Origin of the sequence: Roseovarius sp. MMSF_3281 (genome assembly GCF_030733685.1) — a bacterium.
Lineage (GTDB): Bacteria > Pseudomonadota > Alphaproteobacteria > Rhodobacterales > Rhodobacteraceae > Roseovarius.
Genome location: NZ_JASHIM010000015.1, coordinates 89553 through 108808, shown reverse-complemented (window position 1 = coordinate 108808; position 19256 = coordinate 89553). Strand labels below are relative to the sequence as shown.

The window sequence follows — 19256 nt, the reverse complement described above, 5'->3', positions numbered from 1 at the left end:
GCTTTCGCCCTGAATGACATCCCCCCGCCGCCATCAGGATGACGCAATCGCAATTCCTCGGAATGCAGCATCAGCCGCTCATACGCCAAATCCGCCCCCGCCGCATAAAGCGGATCGCCCAAAATCACATGCCCCATCGCCAGCATATGCACTCGCAATTGATGGCTCCGTCCGGTCTTGGGAAAAAGCCGCACCCGCGTTTCCCCCTCGCCATAGCGCTGCACCCGCCAATCGGTCTGCGCGGGCTTGCCGGTCTCGTGGCAGACCTTTTGCAAGGGGCGGTTCGGCCAATCCACGATCAGGGGCAGGTCCACCGTACCGGTCTTGGGTTCCAACCGGCCCGCAACCCGCGCCACGTAAATCTTCTTCACCTGTCGCTTCTCAAACTGAAGGCCCAGGTGCCGCTGCGCATGCGGGGTCTGGGCAAAGACCATCACGCCCGAGGTATCGCGATCCAACCGATGCACCAAAAGGGCGGTGGGAAAGACCTCCTGCACCCTTGAAATCAGGCAATCGGCCAGATGCGCGCCCTTGCCCGGCACCGACAACAGCCCCGAGGGCTTGTTGACGATCACGATCTCATGGTCCTCGTGAATCACATCAAGGGGCGTATCGGGGGGCGCATAGTCACTCATGCCCGCCGCTTACACCAAGCCACGGTCAAGGGCCACCTACCCGATGAACCGGGCCGCGACCTCGCCGCTCAGGTAACTGAACCGCCCCGCGCTCATGGTGGCGCAAACCCGCCGCGTTGCGGGCTCCATCACGATCAAATCCGCGCGCTTGCCGGGCTGCAAGGCACCCCGATCTTCAAGCCCCAGAATCTCCGCCGGGCCAGCAGAAATCAGCCCCCATGCCGCGGCCAAATCCAGAACCCCGCCGTCAGACAGCAAAAACGCCGCCCGCCGCATGGACGGATAGTGGTAATCCGAGGCTAGCGCGGTGCAATACCCCATGGCCACCATCTCAAGCGCGCTGACATTGCCCTTGTGCGACCCGCCCCGCACAAGGTTTGGCGCACCAAGGATAACCGGGTCACCGCCCGCATGGGCGGCCTCGCCCGCCTCCAAGGTCTCGGGGAATTCGGCAATCCGCGCGCCGCGCGCCCGCCACGCGGCCCGATCCGCTTGGGTCCGATCATCGTGGCTGCCCATGGCAACGCCCTTGTCCCGAAACGACCGCGCGAGCGCATCAACCGCCGCAGGCACCTGGTCCATCGCCGCGTGCCACGCCTGCAAATCGGCCAGATGCTTTTCCGGGTTCTTGCCGATGCGCAAAGCCTGCCCCGTCAGGCGCGGGGGCCGCTTGCCCTTGGCAAGCTCCTCATGCGGAAGGTGGTCGTTGAACACCACGTAATCCACCCCGTGCCGTGCCGCCAAAGCCTCGAAATCCCCGTAGGAATCCAGCATGCAGATCTCGAACCGAAGCTGCACCCGCAGGTCGGTCATCAAACTGTCGCGCACCTCGTCCAGCCCGGCCAGAACCCGGCCCGCGAACTCCGGCCCGCGCATGCCCCCTTCCCAGCTAAAGAACTGCGCCAGAACCGAGGTGCTGATCCCGTTGCCGGCAATCTCGGCCTCCGCCGCGACCAACCCTTGGTCCAGATCCTTCATCGCGCCACGGCGCGGGGCCAGGTGTTTTTCAAAGGCATCGCCGTGAATATCCACGATCCCCGGCAGCACCATGTAGCCGCGCAAATCCACCTCGCGCCCCACGGGCGTATCGGCGATCTGCCCGCCCGACAGGGCCAAAGGCACCTCGGCCAGGCCGTCGGGCAAAAGCACCTCGGCCCCCTGCAAGGTCAGGTCAATCGCTGTCATCCTGCCCACCCCAAATCAGGTCCCCAAGGTCCATGTCATGGTCAAACTTACCGGTCTCCAGAAACTCGATCACCTGCGCGATGACCAGCGGGTTGTTCATCAGGAAGGTATGTGTCACCGGCAATGTGATATGGTCGTTCATCCCCTCGATCCTGGTCGAGGCGACCGAGACCTTGCCATCATCCGGCCCCTCAATCAGCGATGAAAAATAGGGGTTGAGCGACCGGTTCCCGGCAATCACACCCAGTTCGAAATCCACCTTCGGCAACTGCTCGGGCAGCCCCTCCTGCCCGGTCTCCAACTGCATGCCCGCCGGGCCGTTCATCCATTCGAACAACTCCAGCCCGCCCAGTTCATCCACCAGTTCCGAGCCATGATTCGGCGGCGCCAGCATCACCACCCGGCCCATATCACCGGGCCGGTTGTCGCGCAGCCAATAGCGCAGCAAAATGCCACCCATCGAATGGGTCACGAAATGAACCCGGCTCTTGCCACAGACCCGCACCGCGTAAGGCAATGTATCATATGCCAACTGTTCGATATCCAATTCGGTCGAAGGGTAATCCGGTCGAAAGGTCGTATACCCTTCGAGCTGCAAGGCCTCTTCCATCACGATGAACGAGGCATCGGTACGTGCCAATCCATGCAACAAGACAACGCAATCGGCCAGGGCCGGCAAGGGCAGGATCAGGGCAAGACAGGTCAACAGGGTTTTCATGCGCTTGAGATAGGCCCATTCCGCCCGTTACAACAGGGGAAATCGCAAGGGACCACAGCTTATGCCCATCCGCCTTGCCGCCCGCGCGGTCATCCTGCACGAAAACCGCCTGCTTCTGGTCAATGCCTTTCCCGGGAATACCAGTGATCTTTGGTGCGCGCCCGGCGGCGGTGTGGACCGTGGACAATCCCTGCCCGACACCCTTCGCCGCGAGGTGCACGAGGAATGCGGGCTGACCGTCGCCGTGGAAGCCCCCTGTCTGGTCAACGAGTTTCACAACCCCGACAACGCCTTTCACCAGGTCGAGGTGTTCTTTCGCTGCACCATCACCGACGGCACGTTGTGCGATACATGGCAAGACCCCGAGGCCATCGTCACCCGCCGCCGCTTTGTCACCCGTGATCAAATGGCGGGCCTGCGGTTCAAACCCGATAGCCTGCCAGACGTGGCCTTTGGCAACGGCGGCGCAATCGGTTACGATCCCTTGGAAAGACTGGTGAAATAAGATGAACAAGGCCTTTACAAAGGAAGAGGACGGCAGCAGCCCACAGCGCCTGCCCGATCTGCCGATCAGTACCCACCCCAACCACGTCACGCCACGTGGCCTGCACCTTTTGCAAGAGCGTAAAGCAGCGCTTGAGGCCGAGGTGACCCGCCTGCGCGAAAACCGCGATTACCTGCCCGATCACTACCCTCTCGCCGTGGCCGAACGCGATCTGCGCTATGTCGAGACACGTCTGGCCTCGGCCATTCTGGTCGAGCCACCGCAAGCCCCGCCCGAGCACATCAGCTTTGGTGCAACGGTGTTGGTCGAAGATGAGGATGGCCAGACCGCCCGCTATACCATCGTGGGCGAGGACGAGGCGGAGCCGGGAAAGGGCCTCATTACCCATATCTCGCCGCTGGCCCGCGCCCTGTTGGAGGCCAAGCGCGGCGATATCGTCGAATGGCCAAAGCCCACCGGGATTGTCGAACTCGAAGTGCTGGAAATCAGCTTTGACGCCGCCTGACGCGCGGCAAAACCGCAATCGCCACGCCCCCCAGTACCAGTACCGTGGCCAGCGTGAACCGCCACGTCAGCGCCTCGCCCAAAAGGGCCATGCCACCGGCCATGGCGATCACCGGCACGGTCAGTTGCGCCACCGCAGCGCTTGACGCCATCAGCCGTGGCAAAACCGTGTACCACAGGGCATAGCCCATCCCCGAGGTGACGGCCCCCGCCAAGATGGCCAAGACAACGCCCCGCGTGTCCACCATCAATTCGCCCTGGCTGGCGGGCAGGATCAGGGCCAAGGCCCCAACCGGCACCGCCCAAACGAAATTCGCCGCCGTCGATTGCAGGGCGTCCGACGCGCCACGCCCCGAAAGGGAATAAACGCCCCAGGCAATCCCCGCCACGGCCATCAACCCGCCGTGCAACAGGCTTACCTGCGCCTCGCCCACCGGCCACAAAAGCCACGCCAGCCCCACCATGGCCATCGCCGCCCCGATCCAGCGGCGGGTGCTGACGCCTTCCTTGGCGCGCACCGCCCAAGCGAACATGGTAATCTGCACCATGCCAAACAGGATCAAGGCCCCAAGCCCGGAATCCAGCGCATTATAGGCCCCGGTAAACCCGTACATGTAAACCAGAAGCGCCAGCACCCCGGTCACACGCCCCGGCCCGCCAAGCCGCAGATGCCCGCGCGTCAGAAAACATAGAAAGGCCAACGCCACAGCCCCCGAAATCAGCCGTACCACCCCGAAACTCGCCGCGTCCATCCCGCCGCCGACAAGCCCCGCCCGCGTAAGAACAGAATTCGCCGCGAAGGCCAGCATTGTCAGGGATGTTAGCAGGAAAACGGGCATTATTGATCCCAAGAGTCTCAATTCAACTACCCTTTTGGCACATTCTCCATGCCGCGGCCACGAAAAAGGGCGCCACCCGGGCGCCCTTTCCATTACGATATCCGGACCCGCTTACAGCGCAAGGTTCGGGATGATCTGTTTCTTACGGCTCATGATGCCGGGCAAAACAACCGTGTCGCCCTCGACCGATGCGCCAAAGCTTTTCTCGGCCAAGGTTTTCACAACGTCATTCGGCACCAGAAGCGTGGCTTCCTCGTTCAGGATGTCCACGACGAACAACAAAACCTCGTCCACACCATCCTCGGAGGCCACATCTTTCATCGACGCCATCAGGCTTTCCTTGCGGTCCAGAACCATGCCCGGCGCGGTGGTTTCCAGAACGCTGACCCGGAACTTGGTGCCGCTGACTTCGTATTCCTTGCTGTCCATGCGGATCAGCTCGGCATCGGAAAAGGCGCTGACGTCGGATTTTGCGGCGAACATCTCGGCGGCGTAATCGCCCACGTTCACGCCCAGATCGGCGGCCAGCTTATTGGCGACCTCGCGGTCATGCTCGGTGGTGGTCGGGCTGCGGAACTCAAGCGTGTCCGACAGGATGCAGGTCAGGGCCGCGCCCTTCATGGCATCAGGCATCTTGGCGGCATCGTCGCCCATCAGGTCGACCATGATCGTCGCGGTGCAGGCCAAGGGGCGCACGGTGATGTCGATCGGGCCCTTGGTCTCAAGCCCACCAACCAGTTTGTGGTGGTCGATGATCGCCTGAACGTCGGCGTTATTGATGTTCTCGGGCAGTTCGGCGGGGTTGTTGGTGTCAACGATGACACAGGCCTGCCCCTCGTCCACGTCCGAAATGATGCGCGGCTTGGGCAGGTCCCACTTTTTCAACATAAAGGCCGCTTCGGTGTTGGGTTCGCCCAGCAAAACCGCCTCGGCATCGCCGCCCTTCACGTCGTTCATGTACCATGCCCAAAGGATGGGCGAGCCGGTGGAATCTGTGTCGGGGGATTTATGGCCGAAAACAAGGGTGCTCATTTGACTGTCCTGTGACTTGAATGGGGTTGATTTGCGCGCCTTATAGGCGGGACGGCACGGCTTGTCACCCGTCCCGGATGCGGCCATTTTGCCCAGATGGGAAAACTGGCGGAAACCGAGTTATACGCACCGATCAAGACTTGGCTTGAAGGTTTGGGCTATGATGTCAAATCCGAGGTCGGCCCCGCCGATGTGGTGGCCTGCCAAGAGGGGTGCGAGCCGGTGATCGTCGAACTCAAAACCGGGTTTTCCCTCACCCTGCTGCAACAGGCCGTCGCGCGACAGGCACTGTCCGAACACATCTATGTTGCCGTGCCGCGCTGGAAAGGCCGTGCTGGCTGGCGCGCTTTCAAAGGCAATCTTGGCCTCTGCCGCCGACTTGGCCTGGGGGTACTCAGCGTATCACCGGGGTCTGGCGCGGTCGAAGTCCACTGCGATCCCGGCCCCTTCCAGCCCCGCAAATCCGCCCCCCGCAAGGCGGCCCTCCTCAAGGAGTTCGCCACGCGCGAAGGTGACCCCAACGCCGGCGGCACCCGTGGCAAGGTGATGACGGCCTATAAACAAGACGCCCTAAGATGCGCCGCCTACCTGGCCGAACACGGCCCCTCGAAAGGCTCTGACATCGCCAAGGCAACGGGCGTATCCCGCGCCACAAGGATCATGGCCGATAATCACCACGGCTATTTCTTTCGCGCGGCACGCGGTATCTACGCCGTGACCAAGGCCGGTGAGGCTGCGATCACGGGTCCAGCGAAAGCCGGGTAATCTCGAACCCTTCGTCTTCCAAAAGCCGCAGAACCCCGATCTCACCGGGCAAATGCGCCGCGCCCACGGCGGCAAACACCTTCTGGCCCTGCGCCTCGTCCAACAGGCGCACCACCCAGGCGGCATTTCGATCAATCAGCATTTTTTGCTCGAACAGCGCGAAATCTTCCCTAGCGGCCTCCCCACCAAGGTCCAGCGTCATCTTCTCGGAAAACGCCCAGATCAAGGCGACCTCCTGCGCCAGATACCGCTGCCGCAGGGTATAGGCCATGTCGTCGGGGCTGCCGGACCATGCAAAGAACATGCGGATCATGTCCAACTGATCCTGCATCGGGAAAGAATCCAGCATGGTCAGCAACGCGCGATAATCCTCAAGCGAGTGCGAGGGGTTGCCGATCTCGGCGGCACGATCGCCCACCAGCTTATCAATCCCATCTCCCTCCAGCGCTCCGCTACGCGCTTCACATGGGCCGATCCCCAACATCATCGCCGCCCATGTCGGCTTGAACTTGGCCGCGAAAAACGGCGGAATGGCCCGCGCGCGCATCTCCTCGGCAAATTGCGTCCAATCGGCCTCGCCCAACAAATCCGGCAGGGTCGGCCCCTCGGTGATGAACATAAGCGACGGGTCCTCGGCCATTTCCCGCTCCAACTTGGCCGTGTCGGCATTCGAAACCTCAAGATAGACCCGGTCGGCGGCCTTGATATAGGGCGTGACCGCTTCTAGATGCGCTTGGGTCTGCTCGTGCGGAAAATGGTAGGTGCCGAAAAAACTGATCTCGGTCTCGCCACGTGTGGCCCGCCACAAAAGGCCCTCGGCAAAGGCCTCTTGCCCTGCCTTCGCCTCAAGCGCGGCGCGCTCGGCGGCTGGCATTTCGGCGATCAAATCGCGCCCCTCGCAACGGGCAAATGCCGCCTCGGACGAGAACACGAACAAAACAACAGCAAGATACCGCAACATTTCATACACCCTTCAAGAGATCGCTTTGCACAAGAAGCTAGAGCGCCCCCCGAGAAGGCGCAATTGCCCATACAATTTTTTACGTGGGATATGTTGACTCGGATAAGGCCGCTCCTTAGCTATGCGTCGTTAGCACTCGCTTCGACTGAGTGCTAATGGCCCCACCCGGGGTCATTAGGAGGAAACTTTGAGCCAAGGAGCCAAAGACAATGGCATTTAAACCGCTGCATGACCGTGTACTGGTCCGCCGCGTCGAAAGCGACGAGAAAACCGCTGGTGGTCTCATCATTCCCGAAAGCGCCAAGGAAAAGCCCCAAGAGGGCGAAGTTGTTTCCGTGGGCGACGGTGCCCGCAAAGACAACGGCGAGCTGATCGAGATGGCCGTAAACGCAGGTGACAAGGTTCTGTTCGGCAAATGGTCGGGCACCGAAATCACCCTCGACGGTGAGGAACTTCTGATCATGAAAGAAAGCGACATCCTGGGCGTCATCGCCTGATCGCTTTTTCGCACGCACACAACACCAACAGATAGTCAGGAGAGACAAGCATGTCTGCCAAGGACGTCAAGTTTGACACAGATGCCCGCAACCAAATGATGCGCGGCGTCAACACTCTGGCCAACGCCGTCAAAGTGACGCTCGGCCCCAAAGGCCGGAACGTCGTTCTCGACAAATCCTTCGGTTCGCCCCGCATCACCAAGGACGGTGTGTCGGTCGCCAAGGAAATCGAACTGGAAGACAAGTTCGAGAACATGGGCGCGCAAATGGTCAAAGAAGTGGCCAACCGCACCAACGACGAAGCCGGTGACGGCACCACCACCGCCACCGTGCTGGCACAGGCGATTGCCAAAGAGGGCATGAAATCGGTTGCCGCAGGCATGAACCCGATGGACCTCAAGCGCGGCATCGACCTTGCCACCACCAAGGTTGTCGAAGCCATCAAAAGCGCGGCTCGCCCCGTCGAAAACTCCGACGAGGTTGCCCAGGTCGGCACCATCTCGGCCAACGGCGAAGCGGAAATCGGTCAGCAAATCGCGGACGCGATGCAGAAAGTTGGCAACGACGGTGTGATCACCGTTGAAGAAAACAAAGGCACCGAGACCGAGACCGACGTCGTCGAAGGTATGCAGTTCGACCGCGGTTACCTGTCGCCTTACTTTGTCACCAACTCCGACAAGATGATCGCCGAGCTGGACGACTGCCTGATCCTGCTGCACGAGAAGAAACTCTCGTCGCTGCAGCCGATGGTCCCCCTGCTTGAGCAAGTGATCCAGTCGCAAAAGCCGCTTCTGATCATTGCCGAAGACGTCGAAGGCGAAGCACTGGCAACCCTCGTGGTCAACAAGCTGCGCGGCGGCCTGAAAATCGCGGCCGTCAAGGCACCGGGCTTCGGCGATCGCCGCAAGGCCATGCTGCAGGACATCGCGATCCTGACCGGCGGTCAGGTGATCAGCGAAGACCTCGGCATGAAGCTCGAGTCGGTCACCATGGACATGCTGGGTTCGGCCAAGAAAGTGTCGATCAGCAAGGATGAGACCACCATCGTCGAAGGCGCGGGTGAAAAAGCCGAGATCGAAGCCCGCGTTGGCCAGATTCGCAACCAGATCGAGGAAACCACCTCGGACTACGACCGCGAAAAGCTGCAAGAGCGTGTTGCGAAACTCGCCGGCGGTGTCGCTGTCATCCGCGTTGGCGGCATGACCGAAACCGAGGTGAAAGAGCGTAAAGACCGTGTCGATGACGCCCTGAACGCGACCCGCGCGGCCGTGCAAGAAGGTATCGTTGTCGGTGGTGGCGTTGCCCTGATCCAGGGTGCCAAGGCGCTTGACGGCCTGCAAGGCGTCAACAGCGACCAGAACAACGGCATCAACATCGTGCGCAAAGCTCTGGAAGCACCCCTGCGCCAGATCGCCGAGAACGCCGGTGTTGACGGGTCGGTCGTGGCTGGCAAGATCCGCGAAAGCGACGATCTGAAGTTCGGCTACAACGCGCAAACCGAAGAATATGGCGACATGTTCAAATTCGGTGTCATCGACCCCGCCAAAGTGGTCCGTACCGCGCTGGAAGACGCAGCCTCGATCGCTGGCCTGCTTATCACCACCGAAGCGATGGTGGCTGACAAGCCGCAGTCCGAAGGCGCTGGCGCCGGCGGCGGCGGCATGCCCGACATGGGCGGCATGGGCGGCATGATGTAAGGTTTTTCGCTTCCGCGAAAAACTGTCAGGCAGCAGGCGTTTGGCCAACACGGCCAAACGCCGACCGCCGAAAACATCACCAACCAGCAAATAAAAAAGGGGCGCCACACCGGCGCCCCTTTTTCTATTCCGCAGTGTCGGGAATCACACCGCCCGCTTGGGCCGCACCACGTGGAACGATCCGTGCATATAGGCCAAAGGCGCCTCGCCCGCGTTGGAAATACCCGTTACCGTGCCAATGCAAATATCATGTGTGCCATGACTCACCGTGCGATCCAGCGTACAGGTAAAGGCCGTGGCCCGCGACAGGATCGGCCCGAATTCGGTATCCGACACCTCGACCCCGGCAAAGCGGTCGGGTTCCTTGTCGTCATAGGCCCCGGCGAAACACTGCGCGATTTGCACCGCGTCCTCGGGCAGGACGTTGACGCAGAACACCCCGTTCCCGCGCACCGCCTTGGCAATGCGGCTGTCATCCTTCAGGCACACCAGAACCGAAGGCGGATCGGCGGACAGCGACGAAAAGGCGCTTACCGTCGCCCCTGAACGCCCCGCCGGGCCATCGGTCGTAACAACCGTCACGGTCGAGGCCACCTGCCGCATGGCATTGATAAAGGCATCTCGCGCCGCGCTCATGCCGCGCTCACTTTGTTCTGTCTCATCTGCTCACCGTCAACTTGGTCCGCCCTTGGCGTCACATCGGTCTCTGCCTTGTAGTAGATAGCGAACCACAGGAAAAAGGCCAATCTGGGGCGTTTCGCGCGCCCCCCGCGTCACAGCGTTTCATGGAACGCCGCGCATCGCTGCCTTACGCCCCTGCCTTGGGTATAATGACGAACGCAACAGGGCGCAAATTGGCAACTGGAAATCCCGGCGTCTGCCTGACATACCAAGGCAACATTTACCACAACCGGACAGTCCCGACATGACACAATTGATTTCCGCCCTCTCCGAGATTTCCGACCGCTACGAGGCGCTTTTCGTCGATCTCTGGGGCTGCGTCCATAACGGGGTCAAAGCCCTGCCCGAGGCCGTGACCGCCCTCCTGCAGTACCGCGAACAGGGCGGCGTGGTGATTCTTGTCACCAACTCGCCCCGCGCCCGCCACGGGGTGGAAAAACAGCTTATACCCTTCGGCGTCCCCGAAGAGGCATGGGATTCCATCGCCACCTCCGGCGACAGTGCACGTGCCGCCATGTTCCGGGGCGTGGTCGGCGAAAAGGTCTTTTTCATCGGGGAAGATCGCGACAGCAAGTTTTTCGAACCCCTGCGCCTGATCGAAGACCCCGCCAACATCCAATGCGTCCCGCTCGACGAGGCCGAGGGCATCGTCTGCACCGGCCCCTTCGATCCCACCGCCGACCCCGCCGAGATGCGCCCGCAGTTCCTGTATGCCAAGCAAAAGGGCCTGAAATTCCTCTGCGCCAATCCCGATATCGTCGTCGATCGTGGCGATCACCGCGAGTTTTGCGCCGGGGCCCTGGCGCGGCTTTACACCGAGATGGGCGGCGAAAGCCTTTACTTCGGCAAACCGCATCCGCCGATTTACGACCTTGCCCGCCGTCGCCTTGCCGCGCTTGGCCATGATGTGCCCAATGATGCGATTCTCGCCATCGGCGATGGCATCCATACCGATATCGCCGGGGCCATGGGCGAAGGCATTGATTCCCTTTTCATTTCCGGCGGCCTTGCAGCCAAGGAAACAAAAACGTCGCACCAACCCGATGAAACCGCGCTAAACAGCTATATCGAAAAGGAAAAATCCAACCCGACCTATACCATTGGCCATCTGCGCTAGCAAAAAAGCCCTTGCTTTTCTGCGCCTGCAAAGTAATAAAGTTCCAACATTGGGCACCTTGGTGTCGTAAAATTACCCAATCGATCAGTTCAGGAGGGTCGAATGTTGGATAACATGCCGCGCGGAACCATCACCATCGAAGAGATCGAGATGGGCATGACGCGCCACCTGCGCAAAGTGGTGACCGACGAAGATATCGAGATGTTCGCGCAGGTCTCGACCGACCGGAACCCGGTGCACCTCGATGACGATTACGCCCAGGACACGATCTTCGAGGGCCGTATCGCCCATGGTATGCTCACCGCTGGCCTGATCTCGGCTGTGATCGGCGAACAACTCCCCGGCCATGGCACCGTTTACATGGGCCAGACCTTGAAGTTCCTCGGCCCCGTGCGCCCCGGCGACATGGTCCATGCCGAGGTCGAGGTTGTCGGCATCGAACACGGCAAACGCCGCGTGCAACTCGATTGCCGCTGCCTTGTGAACGGTAAGAAAGTCCTGATCGGCGAAGCCACCGTCCTCGCCCCCTCGGGCAAGTTCGACTAAAGCGTTTCCAGTTATTATTGCATCCCCAATACCCTGCCAGGCCTACGGCCTTCTCGGGACATCGGTGATGCACTTTGTTTCAAGGTAAACTGGAAACGCTCTAACAAACCGGCCAAGGCCTTTCGAAAGGCCTTGGTTCACGCCGTTTCGAAACGGTGTCACAAGCGCCTTTTTCTATTTCCCGAACAGATCGCTCTGGCCCGCCGCTTTCGGCGGGGCCATCCCCAAATGCCGCCAGCCCCCTTGGGCCAGCATCCGGCCCCGTGGCGTGCGTTGGATCAAGCCCTGCTGCAACAGGAAGGGCTCGATCACCTCTTCCAAAGCATCGCGGCTTTCCGAAAGCGCGGCACTGATGGTTTCAATCCCAACCGGCCCGCCTTGATAAGCTTCGGCAATCAGGCGCAAGTACCGCCGGTCGGCCCCGTCCAGCCCAAGGTTATCCACCCCCAGCCGCGTCAGCGCCCCGTCGGCCAGCGCCTTGGTGATCGTGCCATCGCCCTCGACCACGGCGAAATCCACCACCCGGCGCAACAGCCGCCCGGCGATCCGGGGCGTCCCGCGTGAGCGCCGCGCGATCTCGCGCGCACCAGCACTGTCCGCGGGGGCGCCCATCCGAATGGCATTGCGCGTGACGATCTCGTGCAACTCGTCCTCGGCATAGAACTGCAAGCGCGTGGGTATCCCGAACCGATCGCGCAACGGCGTCGTCAAAAGCCCCAGCCGCGTTGTTGCCCCCACCAGCGTAAAGGGCTGCAATTCGATCCGCACCGTCCGCGCCGCCGGCCCCTCGCCGATGACAAGGTCCAGCTCGAAATCCTCCATCGCGGGGTACAGCACCTCTTCCACCGCCGGGTTCAGGCGGTGAATCTCGTCGATGAACAACACGTCGTTGCGTTCAAGGTTGGTCAGGATCGCCGCCAAATCCCCCGCCTTGGCCAGAACCGGCCCCGAGGTCATGCGAAACCCGACCCCCAATTCCTTTGACATGATCTGCGCCAGCGTCGTCTTACCCAAACCGGGCGGGCCGTGAAACAGCGTGTGGTCCATCGCCTCGCCCCGCTGCCGGGCCGATTGAATGAAAACCTTGAGGTTGGCGCGCGCCTCGGCCTGCCCGATGAATTCATCAAGGGCCTGCGGGCGCAGGCTCCGGTCGGCATCCTCTGGTAACGGATCGGGGCGCAGGGTGGGGTCGGGCTGATCCATGGCTTACCCCTTCGGTGCCAACAGCTTGAGCGCGGCACGGATCAATTCCGCCGTGCTGGCCTCGGGCGCGTCGCCTGCGGCCTGCGCCACGGCCCCCGCCGCCTCACCGGGCGCATAGCCCAGATTGCCCAGTGCCGACAGTGCCTCGGCCTGCGCTTGGCCCTTGGGGGCCGCCGCTGCGGGTGCCAGGGCCGCAACCGGTTCGATCACATCATCGGGCTCCGCCGCGGGTGCCTGCGCCGGGGCCGATCCCGCCGCGCCCATCGCCATAACCTCGGGCGCCTTGTCCTTCAATTCATTGACCACCCGCTGCGCCGTCTTGGGGCCAATGCCCTTGGCCGCCTTCACCGCGTTCCAATCGCCCAGCGCAATCGCCCGGCCCACGCCATCCGGCCCCAGAGTGCCCAGAATGGCAAGCGAGGCTTTCGCGCCCACCCCTTGCACGCTCATCAGCAACCTGTGCCATTCCTTCTCGGCCAGCGTCGTGAACCCGTATAACTGCAACAAGTCCTCACGCACCAAAAGGTCGGTATAAAGCGCCACGTGCTCCCCGACCCCCGGCAAGGCCTGCATGGTTCTGTCCGAGCAATAAACGAGATAGCCAACCCCCTTCACGTCGATTAAAACATGGTCCGCCGCGCGGGAATCAATCCGCCCTGCCAAACGCCCGATCATGCCCGCACCTCCTGAAGGGTCTGCGACCGCGCGTGATGCGCATGGCAAATGGCAATCGCCAAGGCATCCGCCGCATCCGGCCCGGCCAAATCGGCCCCGGGCAATTGCACCTTTACCATATGCGCCACCTGGTCCTTGGTGGCATGGCCCACGCCCACCACCGTTTTCTTGACCGTGTTCGGGGCATATTCGCCCACGGCCAAACCGCGCTGCGCCGGAACCAACAGGGCGATCCCCCGCGCCTGGCCCAATTTCAGGGTTCCGGCCCCGTCCTTGTTGACGAACGTCTGCTCCACCGCGGCGGCCTGTGGCGCATAGCTTGCGCAAATCTCGGTCAATTGACCGTAAAGCGACAGCAACCGCTCCGGCAACTCCGCCCCCGACGACCGGCATATGCCATTGGCCACATGGCTCAAACGGCTGCCATCCACGTCGATCACGCCCCAGCCGAGGTTTCGCAATCCGGGGTCAATGCCCAAAACCCGCATATCACTGCCCTGCCTTTTGGTTTTCCAAAGCACTAGCACGAAACAAGAACATAACCCAAGGCAAAAGCGCAGCGCGCCAATAATCGCCCAAGATTTAAGCCATGCAGGAACTGCATAAGGATTATGCAAAAAGACTAACTTGTGGGCAAAAGGCCTTCCCCCTAGATGCCACATCAATGACGGAGGTTACTCCGCCCCCCTTATAAATCACCGGATCAAAGAAGGAGCCACCCCATGGCCGATCTCAGCATTGCACGCCCGCACAACGGCTTCGCCGCCCGCCTTGTCACCCTCTTCGCTGCCGTTTCGGCATGGAACGACGCCCGCGCCACCCGCAAGGCGCTGTCGGCCCTGACCGACCGTGAACTGGAAGACATCGGCCTGAGCCGTGGCGATATCGACCGCGTGGCACGCTCCTGCTAAAGCGCGCCGCGAAACGGACACCCGGGGATATCCGCAGGGTCTCTGCGAAAAGCCTCAGTCGCTCGCATCGCGACACAAAGAAAAACCCTGCGCCGGGACCACCGCGCAGGGTTTTGTCTTGAGAGACGAGAGAGGAACAGATTACTTGTTAAACCTACTGTCAGGCGAAACCCTGATCACTTGAGAAGGGGGCGCAATTGCGTGGCAATCGCACGTGTCACGACATCGGGTTGCATGACGAACCCTCCGACACGCTCCACGATCGTTCCTTCCTGAAGGGTGGCGACACGCTGCGCATAGATCGTGCCGCCGATATGGGCCATGATCATGCCCTTAAGCAAAAAGAACCCGAAGATAAGGTAGAAAATACCGCGCAGGGAAATGCGCCCGCGTGTACGGCGATGGGGACGGAAGATAATAAGGCCGTCCTTCGTGACCTTGCTTTTATACCCGTTTTCAAGGCGCGTTCTGCGCTTCGCAATACCTTTAAGGCGCGCATCAAATGCCTTGTATGACTTGGCAGCGTCATCCATTTGATTATTGATCCCGTTTGAAACGGCCCCCACCGACTTCACGTTCAAATTAGGTTTGAATTGTGGCAGGAATGGGGCACGCCTCACGAAAAGACGTAATTTAACCTTGTTTTTATTCGGTTTTTCGAAGCGTTAGCGTCGTCCACTCACCAATTTCCTCGCGATACACGGTACTGTTTCCATTGCGCGAATAAACCTCGACAACCTCGTCGGCCTGCTCGTTCAGGATTCCCGACAGAATCAAGTACCCCCCCGACATCAGGTTGCCCGTCAGACCCGGAGACAGGTCAATCAGCGGGCCTTTGAGGATATTGGCAAAGATCAGGTCAAAGGGTGCCGCGCCCTGGATTTCCGCATTGTCCAGCCCCGCCGCCTCAAGGCATTTGACCCGGCCTTCAAGGCCATTGGCCACCACGTTGGCGCGGGCCACGTCCACGGCAACCTCGTCGATATCGCTGGCCAGCATCTCACCCGGCCAAATGCGCGCCGCGCCCATCGCCAGAACGGCAGTACCACAGCCCACGTCGATCACCGATTTGCCGGTAAAGCCTTCATTCGCCAAGCGGTCCAGCGCCCGCAGGCACCCCTGCGTCGTGCCATGGTGCCCGGTGCCAAAGGCCATGGCCGCCTCGATAAGCAAAGGCTCGCACCCCTCGGGCACCTTGTCGGCATCGTGGCTGCCATAGACAAAGAAGCGCCCCGCCTCCACTGGCACCAACTCGCGCCGCACCTTGGCCACCCAATCCACTTCGGGCAGCTCCGAGACGGCAAATTCTTTCGCCCCGTGCATCGTGGCCAAAAGGGCAAGCCCCGCCTCGTCCGGGGCCTCGTCGAAATAGCCGCCCACCTCCCACAGGCCCGATCCATCCTCGATCTCGAAAACCCCCACGCCGGTCGGTTCCGGGCTCAGACCTTCCATATCCGTGCCAAGCGCCTCGGCGGCCTCTTTCCCTTTCAGGGTGGTCAGGGCGGTGAATGTGGGCATCTCTGCTCCTTCTCGTTCGGCGTTACTCGGCAGGGGCCGGGGCGGGTGGGCTAAGGATGGTCTCATGCCCCGGCTCGGGGTGGCGCGGGATCAACAGCGCCAGCATCAGCGATGTCATGGCCATCGCCGCCGCCAACAGGAACACCGCGGCGGGCGAAATCAGCCACAAATAGCCAAGCAGCGCGGGCAGGAACACCGCCGCGATATGGTTGATGGTAAAGGCCACCGCCGCGGTCGGCGCAAAATCCCCCGGATCGGCGATCTTCTGGAAATAGGTCTTCAACGCCAGCGCCAGCGCGAACAGCATGTGATCGATCACATAGAGCACCGCCGCCAGCACGACACCCCAGCCGAACCAGTAAATTCCGCCATAGGCCAAGAACACCACCGCCAGACCGGCATATTCGAAAATCAGGGTAAGCCGCTCGCCATAGCGATGCACCGCATGCCCGAGGATCGGGGCAAACACCATGTTGGCGACAAGGTTAATAAGGAACAGCGCCGTGACCTCATGCACCTCGAATCCGAATTTCTCGACCATCATGAAGCCCGCGAAAACGACGAAAATCTGCCGCCGCGCGCCGGCCATGAACTGCAGCGCATAATACAGCCAATAGCGCCGCCGCAGCACCATGCGCTTGACTTGCGGATTGGGCGCCTCGAACTGCGGATAGGCAAACAGGCAAAATACCGCGACCACCGCCGTAAACCCACCGGCCAGCATGTAAACGGTGTTATAAGTCAGGCCCAAGGCATCCCAGGTCATCACGATCAGCACATAGGCCACCAAGGTCGCCGCCGATCCCGCTGCCAGCAACCAGCCCAGAACCTTCGGCGCGCGCAGCTTGTCGATCCACTGCAACTGAAGCGACTGGTTGACCGTCTCGTAATAGTGAAACCCGATCGAACTCAACAGCGTGATGCTCAGGATGCCGCCCAAGGACGGGAACTGCGCCGTCAGCGCGGTCGCCACCCCCAGCATCGCCAGCGACACCAGCCCAAGAACCTGCTCGCGGATAAAGATAATCAGGGCAATCACCCCGATGGCAAGAAACCCCGGAATCTCCCGCACCGTATGAAGCCAGCCGATGTCCGAGCCATCGAACTGTGCCGCCTCGATCACGAAGTTATTAAGCAGCGCCGACCACGTGGCAAAAGCCACCGGCATTGCCGCCGCCATCAGGAACAACAAGGTAACAGGCCGCCGCCAAAGGGGCAGCGTGCGGGCATCGTCAAGGGGCATGGTCTTGCTCATGTCTCCCCCTTTACGCCCATCCGCTCCGCTTGGCGAGAGGCAAGAGGCCCGCAAACTGATCTGGATCAATGACATTCAAATTCCGGCATGCAAAACCCCGCCCAATGATCGAAAGGTATACGTGATGGACCTTCTGACCCTCGTGGAAAGCATCGGCGAAGCCCCCGCCGCCGCCCTTCTGGGCCTGCTGACCGGCGTCATCTTCGGCGTCGCGGCGCAACGCTCGCGGTTCTGCCTGCGCGCGGCCACGGTGGAGTTCGCCCGCGGGCGGATGGGCGACAAGGTCGCCGTCTGGCTTCTGACCTTCTCGACGGCGGTGATCTGGGTGCAGGGCGCGCAGATGCTGGGCCTCTTTAGGGCCGAGGATTCGCGCATCATGGCCATCCCCGGCAGTTGGTCGGGCGCGGTCATCGGCGGGCTTCTCTTTGGCGTCGGCATGGTTCTGGCGCGCGGCTGTTCTGGCCGCCTTCTGGTGCTGGCGGCTACCGGCAACCTGCGCTCGGTGATCTCGGGCCTCGTTTTCGCCGTGGTGGCACAGATGACCCTCTCGGGCTGGCTCGCCCCCGCCCGCGACACGCTCGCCGCCCTCTCCATCACATCGGGCGGCCATAACATGGACCTGCTGGCCACCTTGGGCCTGCCGCAAATCAGCGGCCTGATTTTCGGCATCCTCGTGGCCCTCATCGCCTTTGCCGTGTCGATCCACAACAAGATCGGCCTGTCGCGCCTCGTCTTTGCCTCGGGCGTCGGCTTTGCCGTGGCGGTGGGTTGGGTCTCGACCTTCTCGCTGGCGCAAATCGCTTTTGACCCCGTGCCGATCGAAAGCGCCACGTTTACCGGCCCCTCGGCCAACACGCTGATGTTCTTCCTCAACAACACCGCCGTGCTGGAGTTCGACATCGGCCTCGTGCCGGGTGTCTTTCTCGGTTCCTTCCTCGCCTCGTGGCTGACCAAGGAATTCAAGTTCCAAGGCTTCGAGGACGAGGCCAACATGCGCCGCGCCATCACCGGCGCGGCCTTCATGGGCTTCGGCGGGATGCTGGCGGGCGGCTGCGCCATCGGCAACGGCGTCACCGGCAGCTCGGTCTTTGCCGGGACTGCATGGCTGGCCCTTCTGTGCATGTGGATCGGCGCGATGATCACCGATGTCCTCGTCGATCAACGCGGTGTCCGGCAACCCGCCTAACCTTAAGCCGCGCCACCGATCCGCCGAAATCCTGAACGGGGTGTCCGAATCCAAGCGGGTTCCGGTCCATCCCGGTGAACGCCTTCAGGACGGGGCATTTATTGCTTTACGGAATGCAGAGTGATGGGAAAGCGCCTGTTCGGGGCACGAAGCAGCCCCGCCGCACGGATGGGGCGCGGCGGGACATGATGAGCCGAAAAGCCTTTCCTGGGCCTTGTGCCTTAATCCTCAAGCCGTTCCACGACTTCCTCGGCGTAGGCTTCGGTCAGAACTTCGTAGAAGTCATCCTGTGACGGGGGGACAACGATCCAGTTGTCGGGAACGTCGATCTCGCCCGAGGTCGCACTGACCTTGAGGGCGTAACTGCCCGTGGCCGTCGGGGTATTTTCTGCTTCGGTATTGGCCGCTACGTTGGCGGGGAACATGGTGACCGTACCTTCAAGCTGGTTGAATTCACCCGATTCGGGCAAAGTGGTTTCACCATTGATCGCCACCTTGTTGATCGACACCACGACGCGCGGCTCCTCGGACTGGTTGTCGATCGTCAGTTTCGACGCAATGGCCTTGCTGATATCTCCGGGCAGGCTCGGCCAGAATTCAAGCGCATTACTGTTCTCGAAGGCACTCAGGTCAGTTTTGACCTCGACACCGGACAGTGTTTTTTCCTCGGCGGCAAGCGGGGCAGCAATGGTTGTCAGGGCCAGCCCTGCGCAGAATGTAGTACTCAAAAGACGTTTCATGACGGTCTCCTTCTGTATACCCTGCGGAAGCGCTGATTGGGCGCGATGCCCGGCCCTTCCGCCTATGAGGCAACAACGCCCCCTGC

General features: G+C 61.5%; 23 protein-coding genes. 9 read left to right on the top strand and 14 right to left on the bottom strand.

The window, feature by feature from the left end:
- From RBB32_RS14485 to RBB32_RS14475, 3 genes are all read right to left on the bottom strand, one after another.
- On the bottom strand, positions 1–635 hold a 635-nt coding region (locus tag RBB32_RS14485), incomplete at its 3' end, for an RluA family pseudouridine synthase (protein WP_306153699.1).
- Between the two features lie 36 nt (positions 636–671).
- On the bottom strand, positions 672–1820 hold the full coding sequence (locus tag RBB32_RS14480) for an alpha-D-ribose 1-methylphosphonate 5-triphosphate diphosphatase (RefSeq protein ID WP_306153697.1): 1149 nt from the start codon (positions 1818–1820) through the stop codon (positions 672–674).
- Positions 1807–2538 (bottom strand): alpha/beta fold hydrolase, encoded by a 732-nt coding sequence (locus tag RBB32_RS14475; RefSeq protein ID WP_306153695.1) that lies wholly within the window; start codon positions 2536–2538, stop codon positions 1807–1809. The genes RBB32_RS14480 and RBB32_RS14475 overlap by 14 nt, the downstream gene beginning before the upstream one ends.
- 61 nt (positions 2539–2599) lie before the next feature.
- Between RBB32_RS14475 and RBB32_RS14470 the strand changes: the two genes are divergently transcribed.
- Both RBB32_RS14470 and RBB32_RS14465 read left to right on the top strand, forming a co-directional pair.
- Positions 2600–3043, top strand: a complete 444-nt coding sequence (locus tag RBB32_RS14470) for an NUDIX hydrolase (RefSeq protein ID WP_306153693.1) — start codon at positions 2600–2602, stop codon at positions 3041–3043.
- A gap of 1 nt (position 3044) precedes the next feature.
- Complete coding sequence (locus tag RBB32_RS14465) at positions 3045–3548, top strand: GreA/GreB family elongation factor (protein WP_306153691.1); 504 nt, start codon at positions 3045–3047, stop codon at positions 3546–3548.
- Here RBB32_RS14465 and RBB32_RS14460 read toward each other — a convergent pair.
- Both RBB32_RS14460 and RBB32_RS14455 read right to left on the bottom strand, forming a co-directional pair.
- Positions 3529–4386: a DMT family transporter gene (locus tag RBB32_RS14460; RefSeq protein ID WP_306153690.1), complete on the bottom strand. Its 858-nt coding sequence runs from the start codon at positions 4384–4386 to the stop codon at positions 3529–3531. The genes RBB32_RS14465 and RBB32_RS14460 overlap by 20 nt on opposite strands.
- Positions 4387–4497: 111 nt before the next feature.
- Complete coding sequence (locus tag RBB32_RS14455; protein WP_306153689.1) at positions 4498–5418, bottom strand: manganese-dependent inorganic pyrophosphatase; 921 nt, start codon at positions 5416–5418, stop codon at positions 4498–4500.
- A 96-nt stretch (positions 5419–5514) separates the two neighbouring features.
- Between RBB32_RS14455 and RBB32_RS14450 the strand changes: the two genes are divergently transcribed.
- Complete coding sequence (locus tag RBB32_RS14450; RefSeq protein WP_306153688.1) at positions 5515–6183, top strand: DUF2161 domain-containing phosphodiesterase; 669 nt, start codon at positions 5515–5517, stop codon at positions 6181–6183.
- On the opposite strand, the gene RBB32_RS14445 is transcribed toward RBB32_RS14450, so the two are convergent.
- Positions 6158–7144 carry a TraB/GumN family protein gene (locus tag RBB32_RS14445; RefSeq protein ID WP_371931066.1) on the bottom strand — a complete coding sequence of 329 codons (987 nt, stop codon included), beginning with the start codon at positions 7142–7144 and terminating at the stop codon, positions 6158–6160. The two genes, RBB32_RS14450 and RBB32_RS14445, sit on opposite strands and share 26 nt — an antisense overlap.
- Before the next feature lie 209 nt (positions 7145–7353).
- On the opposite strand from RBB32_RS14445, the gene groES reads away from it, so the two are divergent.
- Both groES and groL read left to right on the top strand, forming a co-directional pair.
- Positions 7354–7641 carry a co-chaperone GroES gene (gene groES / locus RBB32_RS14440; protein ID WP_306153684.1) on the top strand — a complete coding sequence of 96 codons (288 nt, stop codon included), beginning with the start codon at positions 7354–7356 and terminating at the stop codon, positions 7639–7641.
- 50 nt (positions 7642–7691) lie between these two features.
- Complete coding sequence (gene groL, locus RBB32_RS14435; protein ID WP_306153682.1) at positions 7692–9338, top strand: chaperonin GroEL; 1647 nt, start codon at positions 7692–7694, stop codon at positions 9336–9338.
- Positions 9339–9482: 144 nt separating this feature from the next.
- Here the strand turns inward: groL and RBB32_RS14430 are convergent, their stop codons facing one another.
- The gene (locus tag RBB32_RS14430) at positions 9483–9974 is read right to left on the bottom strand and encodes a flavin reductase family protein (protein WP_306153680.1); all 492 of its coding nucleotides are present in this window, start codon (positions 9972–9974) and stop codon (positions 9483–9485) included.
- A gap of 289 nt (positions 9975–10263) precedes the next feature.
- On the opposite strand from RBB32_RS14430, the gene RBB32_RS14425 reads away from it, so the two are divergent.
- Complete coding sequence (locus RBB32_RS14425) at positions 10264–11136, top strand: TIGR01459 family HAD-type hydrolase (RefSeq protein WP_306153678.1); 873 nt, start codon at positions 10264–10266, stop codon at positions 11134–11136.
- 102 nt (positions 11137–11238) lie between these two features.
- Positions 11239–11682 carry a MaoC family dehydratase gene (locus RBB32_RS14420; RefSeq protein WP_306153676.1) on the top strand — a complete coding sequence of 148 codons (444 nt, stop codon included), beginning with the start codon at positions 11239–11241 and terminating at the stop codon, positions 11680–11682.
- Between the two features lie 174 nt (positions 11683–11856).
- Here the strand turns inward: RBB32_RS14420 and ruvB are convergent, their stop codons facing one another.
- Genes ruvB through ruvC form a run of 3 tightly spaced genes read right to left on the bottom strand, consistent with a single transcriptional unit; the run spans position 11857 to position 14048 of the window.
- Entirely contained in the window at positions 11857–12885 is a 1029-nt protein-coding gene (gene ruvB / locus RBB32_RS14415; RefSeq protein ID WP_306153675.1) for a Holliday junction branch migration DNA helicase RuvB, read from the bottom strand.
- Positions 12886–12888: 3 nt separating this feature from the next.
- Positions 12889–13560, bottom strand: a complete 672-nt coding sequence (gene ruvA / locus RBB32_RS14410) for a Holliday junction branch migration protein RuvA (protein WP_306153672.1) — start codon at positions 13558–13560, stop codon at positions 12889–12891.
- The gene (gene ruvC / locus RBB32_RS14405; RefSeq protein WP_306153670.1) at positions 13557–14048 is read right to left on the bottom strand and encodes a crossover junction endodeoxyribonuclease RuvC; all 492 of its coding nucleotides are present in this window, start codon (positions 14046–14048) and stop codon (positions 13557–13559) included. The genes ruvA and ruvC overlap by 4 nt, the downstream gene beginning before the upstream one ends.
- Before the next feature lie 234 nt (positions 14049–14282).
- On the opposite strand from ruvC, the gene RBB32_RS14400 reads away from it, so the two are divergent.
- Positions 14283–14471 carry a DUF1127 domain-containing protein gene (locus RBB32_RS14400; RefSeq protein ID WP_306153667.1) on the top strand — a complete coding sequence of 63 codons (189 nt, stop codon included), beginning with the start codon at positions 14283–14285 and terminating at the stop codon, positions 14469–14471.
- Positions 14472–14647: 176 nt separating this feature from the next.
- On the opposite strand, the gene RBB32_RS14395 is transcribed toward RBB32_RS14400, so the two are convergent.
- The 3 genes from RBB32_RS14395 to RBB32_RS14385 all read right to left on the bottom strand — a co-directional run bounded on the left by RBB32_RS14395 (position 14648) and on the right by RBB32_RS14385 (position 17244).
- Positions 14648–14794, bottom strand: a complete 147-nt coding sequence (locus RBB32_RS14395; protein WP_306153665.1) for a hypothetical protein — start codon at positions 14792–14794, stop codon at positions 14648–14650.
- A gap of 322 nt (positions 14795–15116) precedes the next feature.
- Complete coding sequence (locus tag RBB32_RS14390; RefSeq protein WP_306153663.1) at positions 15117–15989, bottom strand: 50S ribosomal protein L11 methyltransferase; 873 nt, start codon at positions 15987–15989, stop codon at positions 15117–15119.
- Between the two features lie 22 nt (positions 15990–16011).
- Entirely contained in the window at positions 16012–17244 is a 1233-nt protein-coding gene (locus RBB32_RS14385) for an MFS transporter (protein ID WP_306153661.1), read from the bottom strand.
- Positions 17245–17368: 124 nt separating this feature from the next.
- On the opposite strand from RBB32_RS14385, the gene RBB32_RS14380 reads away from it, so the two are divergent.
- Positions 17369–18430, top strand: a complete 1062-nt coding sequence (locus tag RBB32_RS14380) for a YeeE/YedE family protein (RefSeq protein ID WP_306153659.1) — start codon at positions 17369–17371, stop codon at positions 18428–18430.
- Between the two features lie 221 nt (positions 18431–18651).
- Here RBB32_RS14380 and RBB32_RS14375 read toward each other — a convergent pair whose 3' ends face one another.
- A complete protein-coding gene (locus RBB32_RS14375) occupies positions 18652–19170 on the bottom strand; it encodes a hypothetical protein (RefSeq protein WP_306153657.1) in 519 nt (172 codons plus the stop codon).
- Between the last annotated feature and the right edge of the window lie 86 nt (positions 19171–19256).

Coding starts and splice junctions, on each gene's coding strand:
- RBB32_RS14445 (WP_371931066.1), bottom strand. CDS start 7,144: ATGTTGCGGTATCTTGCTGTTGTTTTGTTCGTGTTCTCGTCCGAGGCG.
- RBB32_RS14475 (WP_306153695.1), bottom strand. CDS start 2,538: ATGAAAACCCTGTTGACCTGTCTTGCCCTGATCCTGCCCTTGCCGGCC.
- groL (WP_306153682.1), top strand. CDS start 7,692: ATGTCTGCCAAGGACGTCAAGTTTGACACAGATGCCCGCAACCAAATG.
- RBB32_RS14375 (WP_306153657.1), bottom strand. CDS start 19,170: ATGAAACGTCTTTTGAGTACTACATTCTGCGCAGGGCTGGCCCTGACA.
- RBB32_RS14470 (WP_306153693.1), top strand. CDS start 2,600: ATGCCCATCCGCCTTGCCGCCCGCGCGGTCATCCTGCACGAAAACCGC.
- ruvC (WP_306153670.1), bottom strand. CDS start 14,048: ATGCGGGTTTTGGGCATTGACCCCGGATTGCGAAACCTCGGCTGGGGC.
- RBB32_RS14430 (WP_306153680.1), bottom strand. CDS start 9,974: ATGAGCGCGGCGCGAGATGCCTTTATCAATGCCATGCGGCAGGTGGCC.
- RBB32_RS14385 (WP_306153661.1), bottom strand. CDS start 17,244: ATGAGCAAGACCATGCCCCTTGACGATGCCCGCACGCTGCCCCTTTGG.
- RBB32_RS14460 (WP_306153690.1), bottom strand. CDS start 4,386: ATGCCCGTTTTCCTGCTAACATCCCTGACAATGCTGGCCTTCGCGGCG.
- RBB32_RS14390 (WP_306153663.1), bottom strand. CDS start 15,989: ATGCCCACATTCACCGCCCTGACCACCCTGAAAGGGAAAGAGGCCGCC.
- RBB32_RS14380 (WP_306153659.1), top strand. CDS start 17,369: ATGGACCTTCTGACCCTCGTGGAAAGCATCGGCGAAGCCCCCGCCGCC.
- RBB32_RS14425 (WP_306153678.1), top strand. CDS start 10,264: ATGACACAATTGATTTCCGCCCTCTCCGAGATTTCCGACCGCTACGAG.
- RBB32_RS14450 (WP_306153688.1), top strand. CDS start 5,515: ATGGGAAAACTGGCGGAAACCGAGTTATACGCACCGATCAAGACTTGG.
- RBB32_RS14480 (WP_306153697.1), bottom strand. CDS start 1,820: ATGACAGCGATTGACCTGACCTTGCAGGGGGCCGAGGTGCTTTTGCCC.
- RBB32_RS14455 (WP_306153689.1), bottom strand. CDS start 5,418: ATGAGCACCCTTGTTTTCGGCCATAAATCCCCCGACACAGATTCCACC.
- RBB32_RS14400 (WP_306153667.1), top strand. CDS start 14,283: ATGGCCGATCTCAGCATTGCACGCCCGCACAACGGCTTCGCCGCCCGC.
- ruvB (WP_306153675.1), bottom strand. CDS start 12,885: ATGGATCAGCCCGACCCCACCCTGCGCCCCGATCCGTTACCAGAGGAT.
- RBB32_RS14420 (WP_306153676.1), top strand. CDS start 11,239: ATGTTGGATAACATGCCGCGCGGAACCATCACCATCGAAGAGATCGAG.
- ruvA (WP_306153672.1), bottom strand. CDS start 13,560: ATGATCGGGCGTTTGGCAGGGCGGATTGATTCCCGCGCGGCGGACCAT.
- RBB32_RS14465 (WP_306153691.1), top strand. CDS start 3,045: ATGAACAAGGCCTTTACAAAGGAAGAGGACGGCAGCAGCCCACAGCGC.
- groES (WP_306153684.1), top strand. CDS start 7,354: ATGGCATTTAAACCGCTGCATGACCGTGTACTGGTCCGCCGCGTCGAA.
- RBB32_RS14395 (WP_306153665.1), bottom strand. CDS start 14,794: ATGGCCCATATCGGCGGCACGATCTATGCGCAGCGTGTCGCCACCCTT.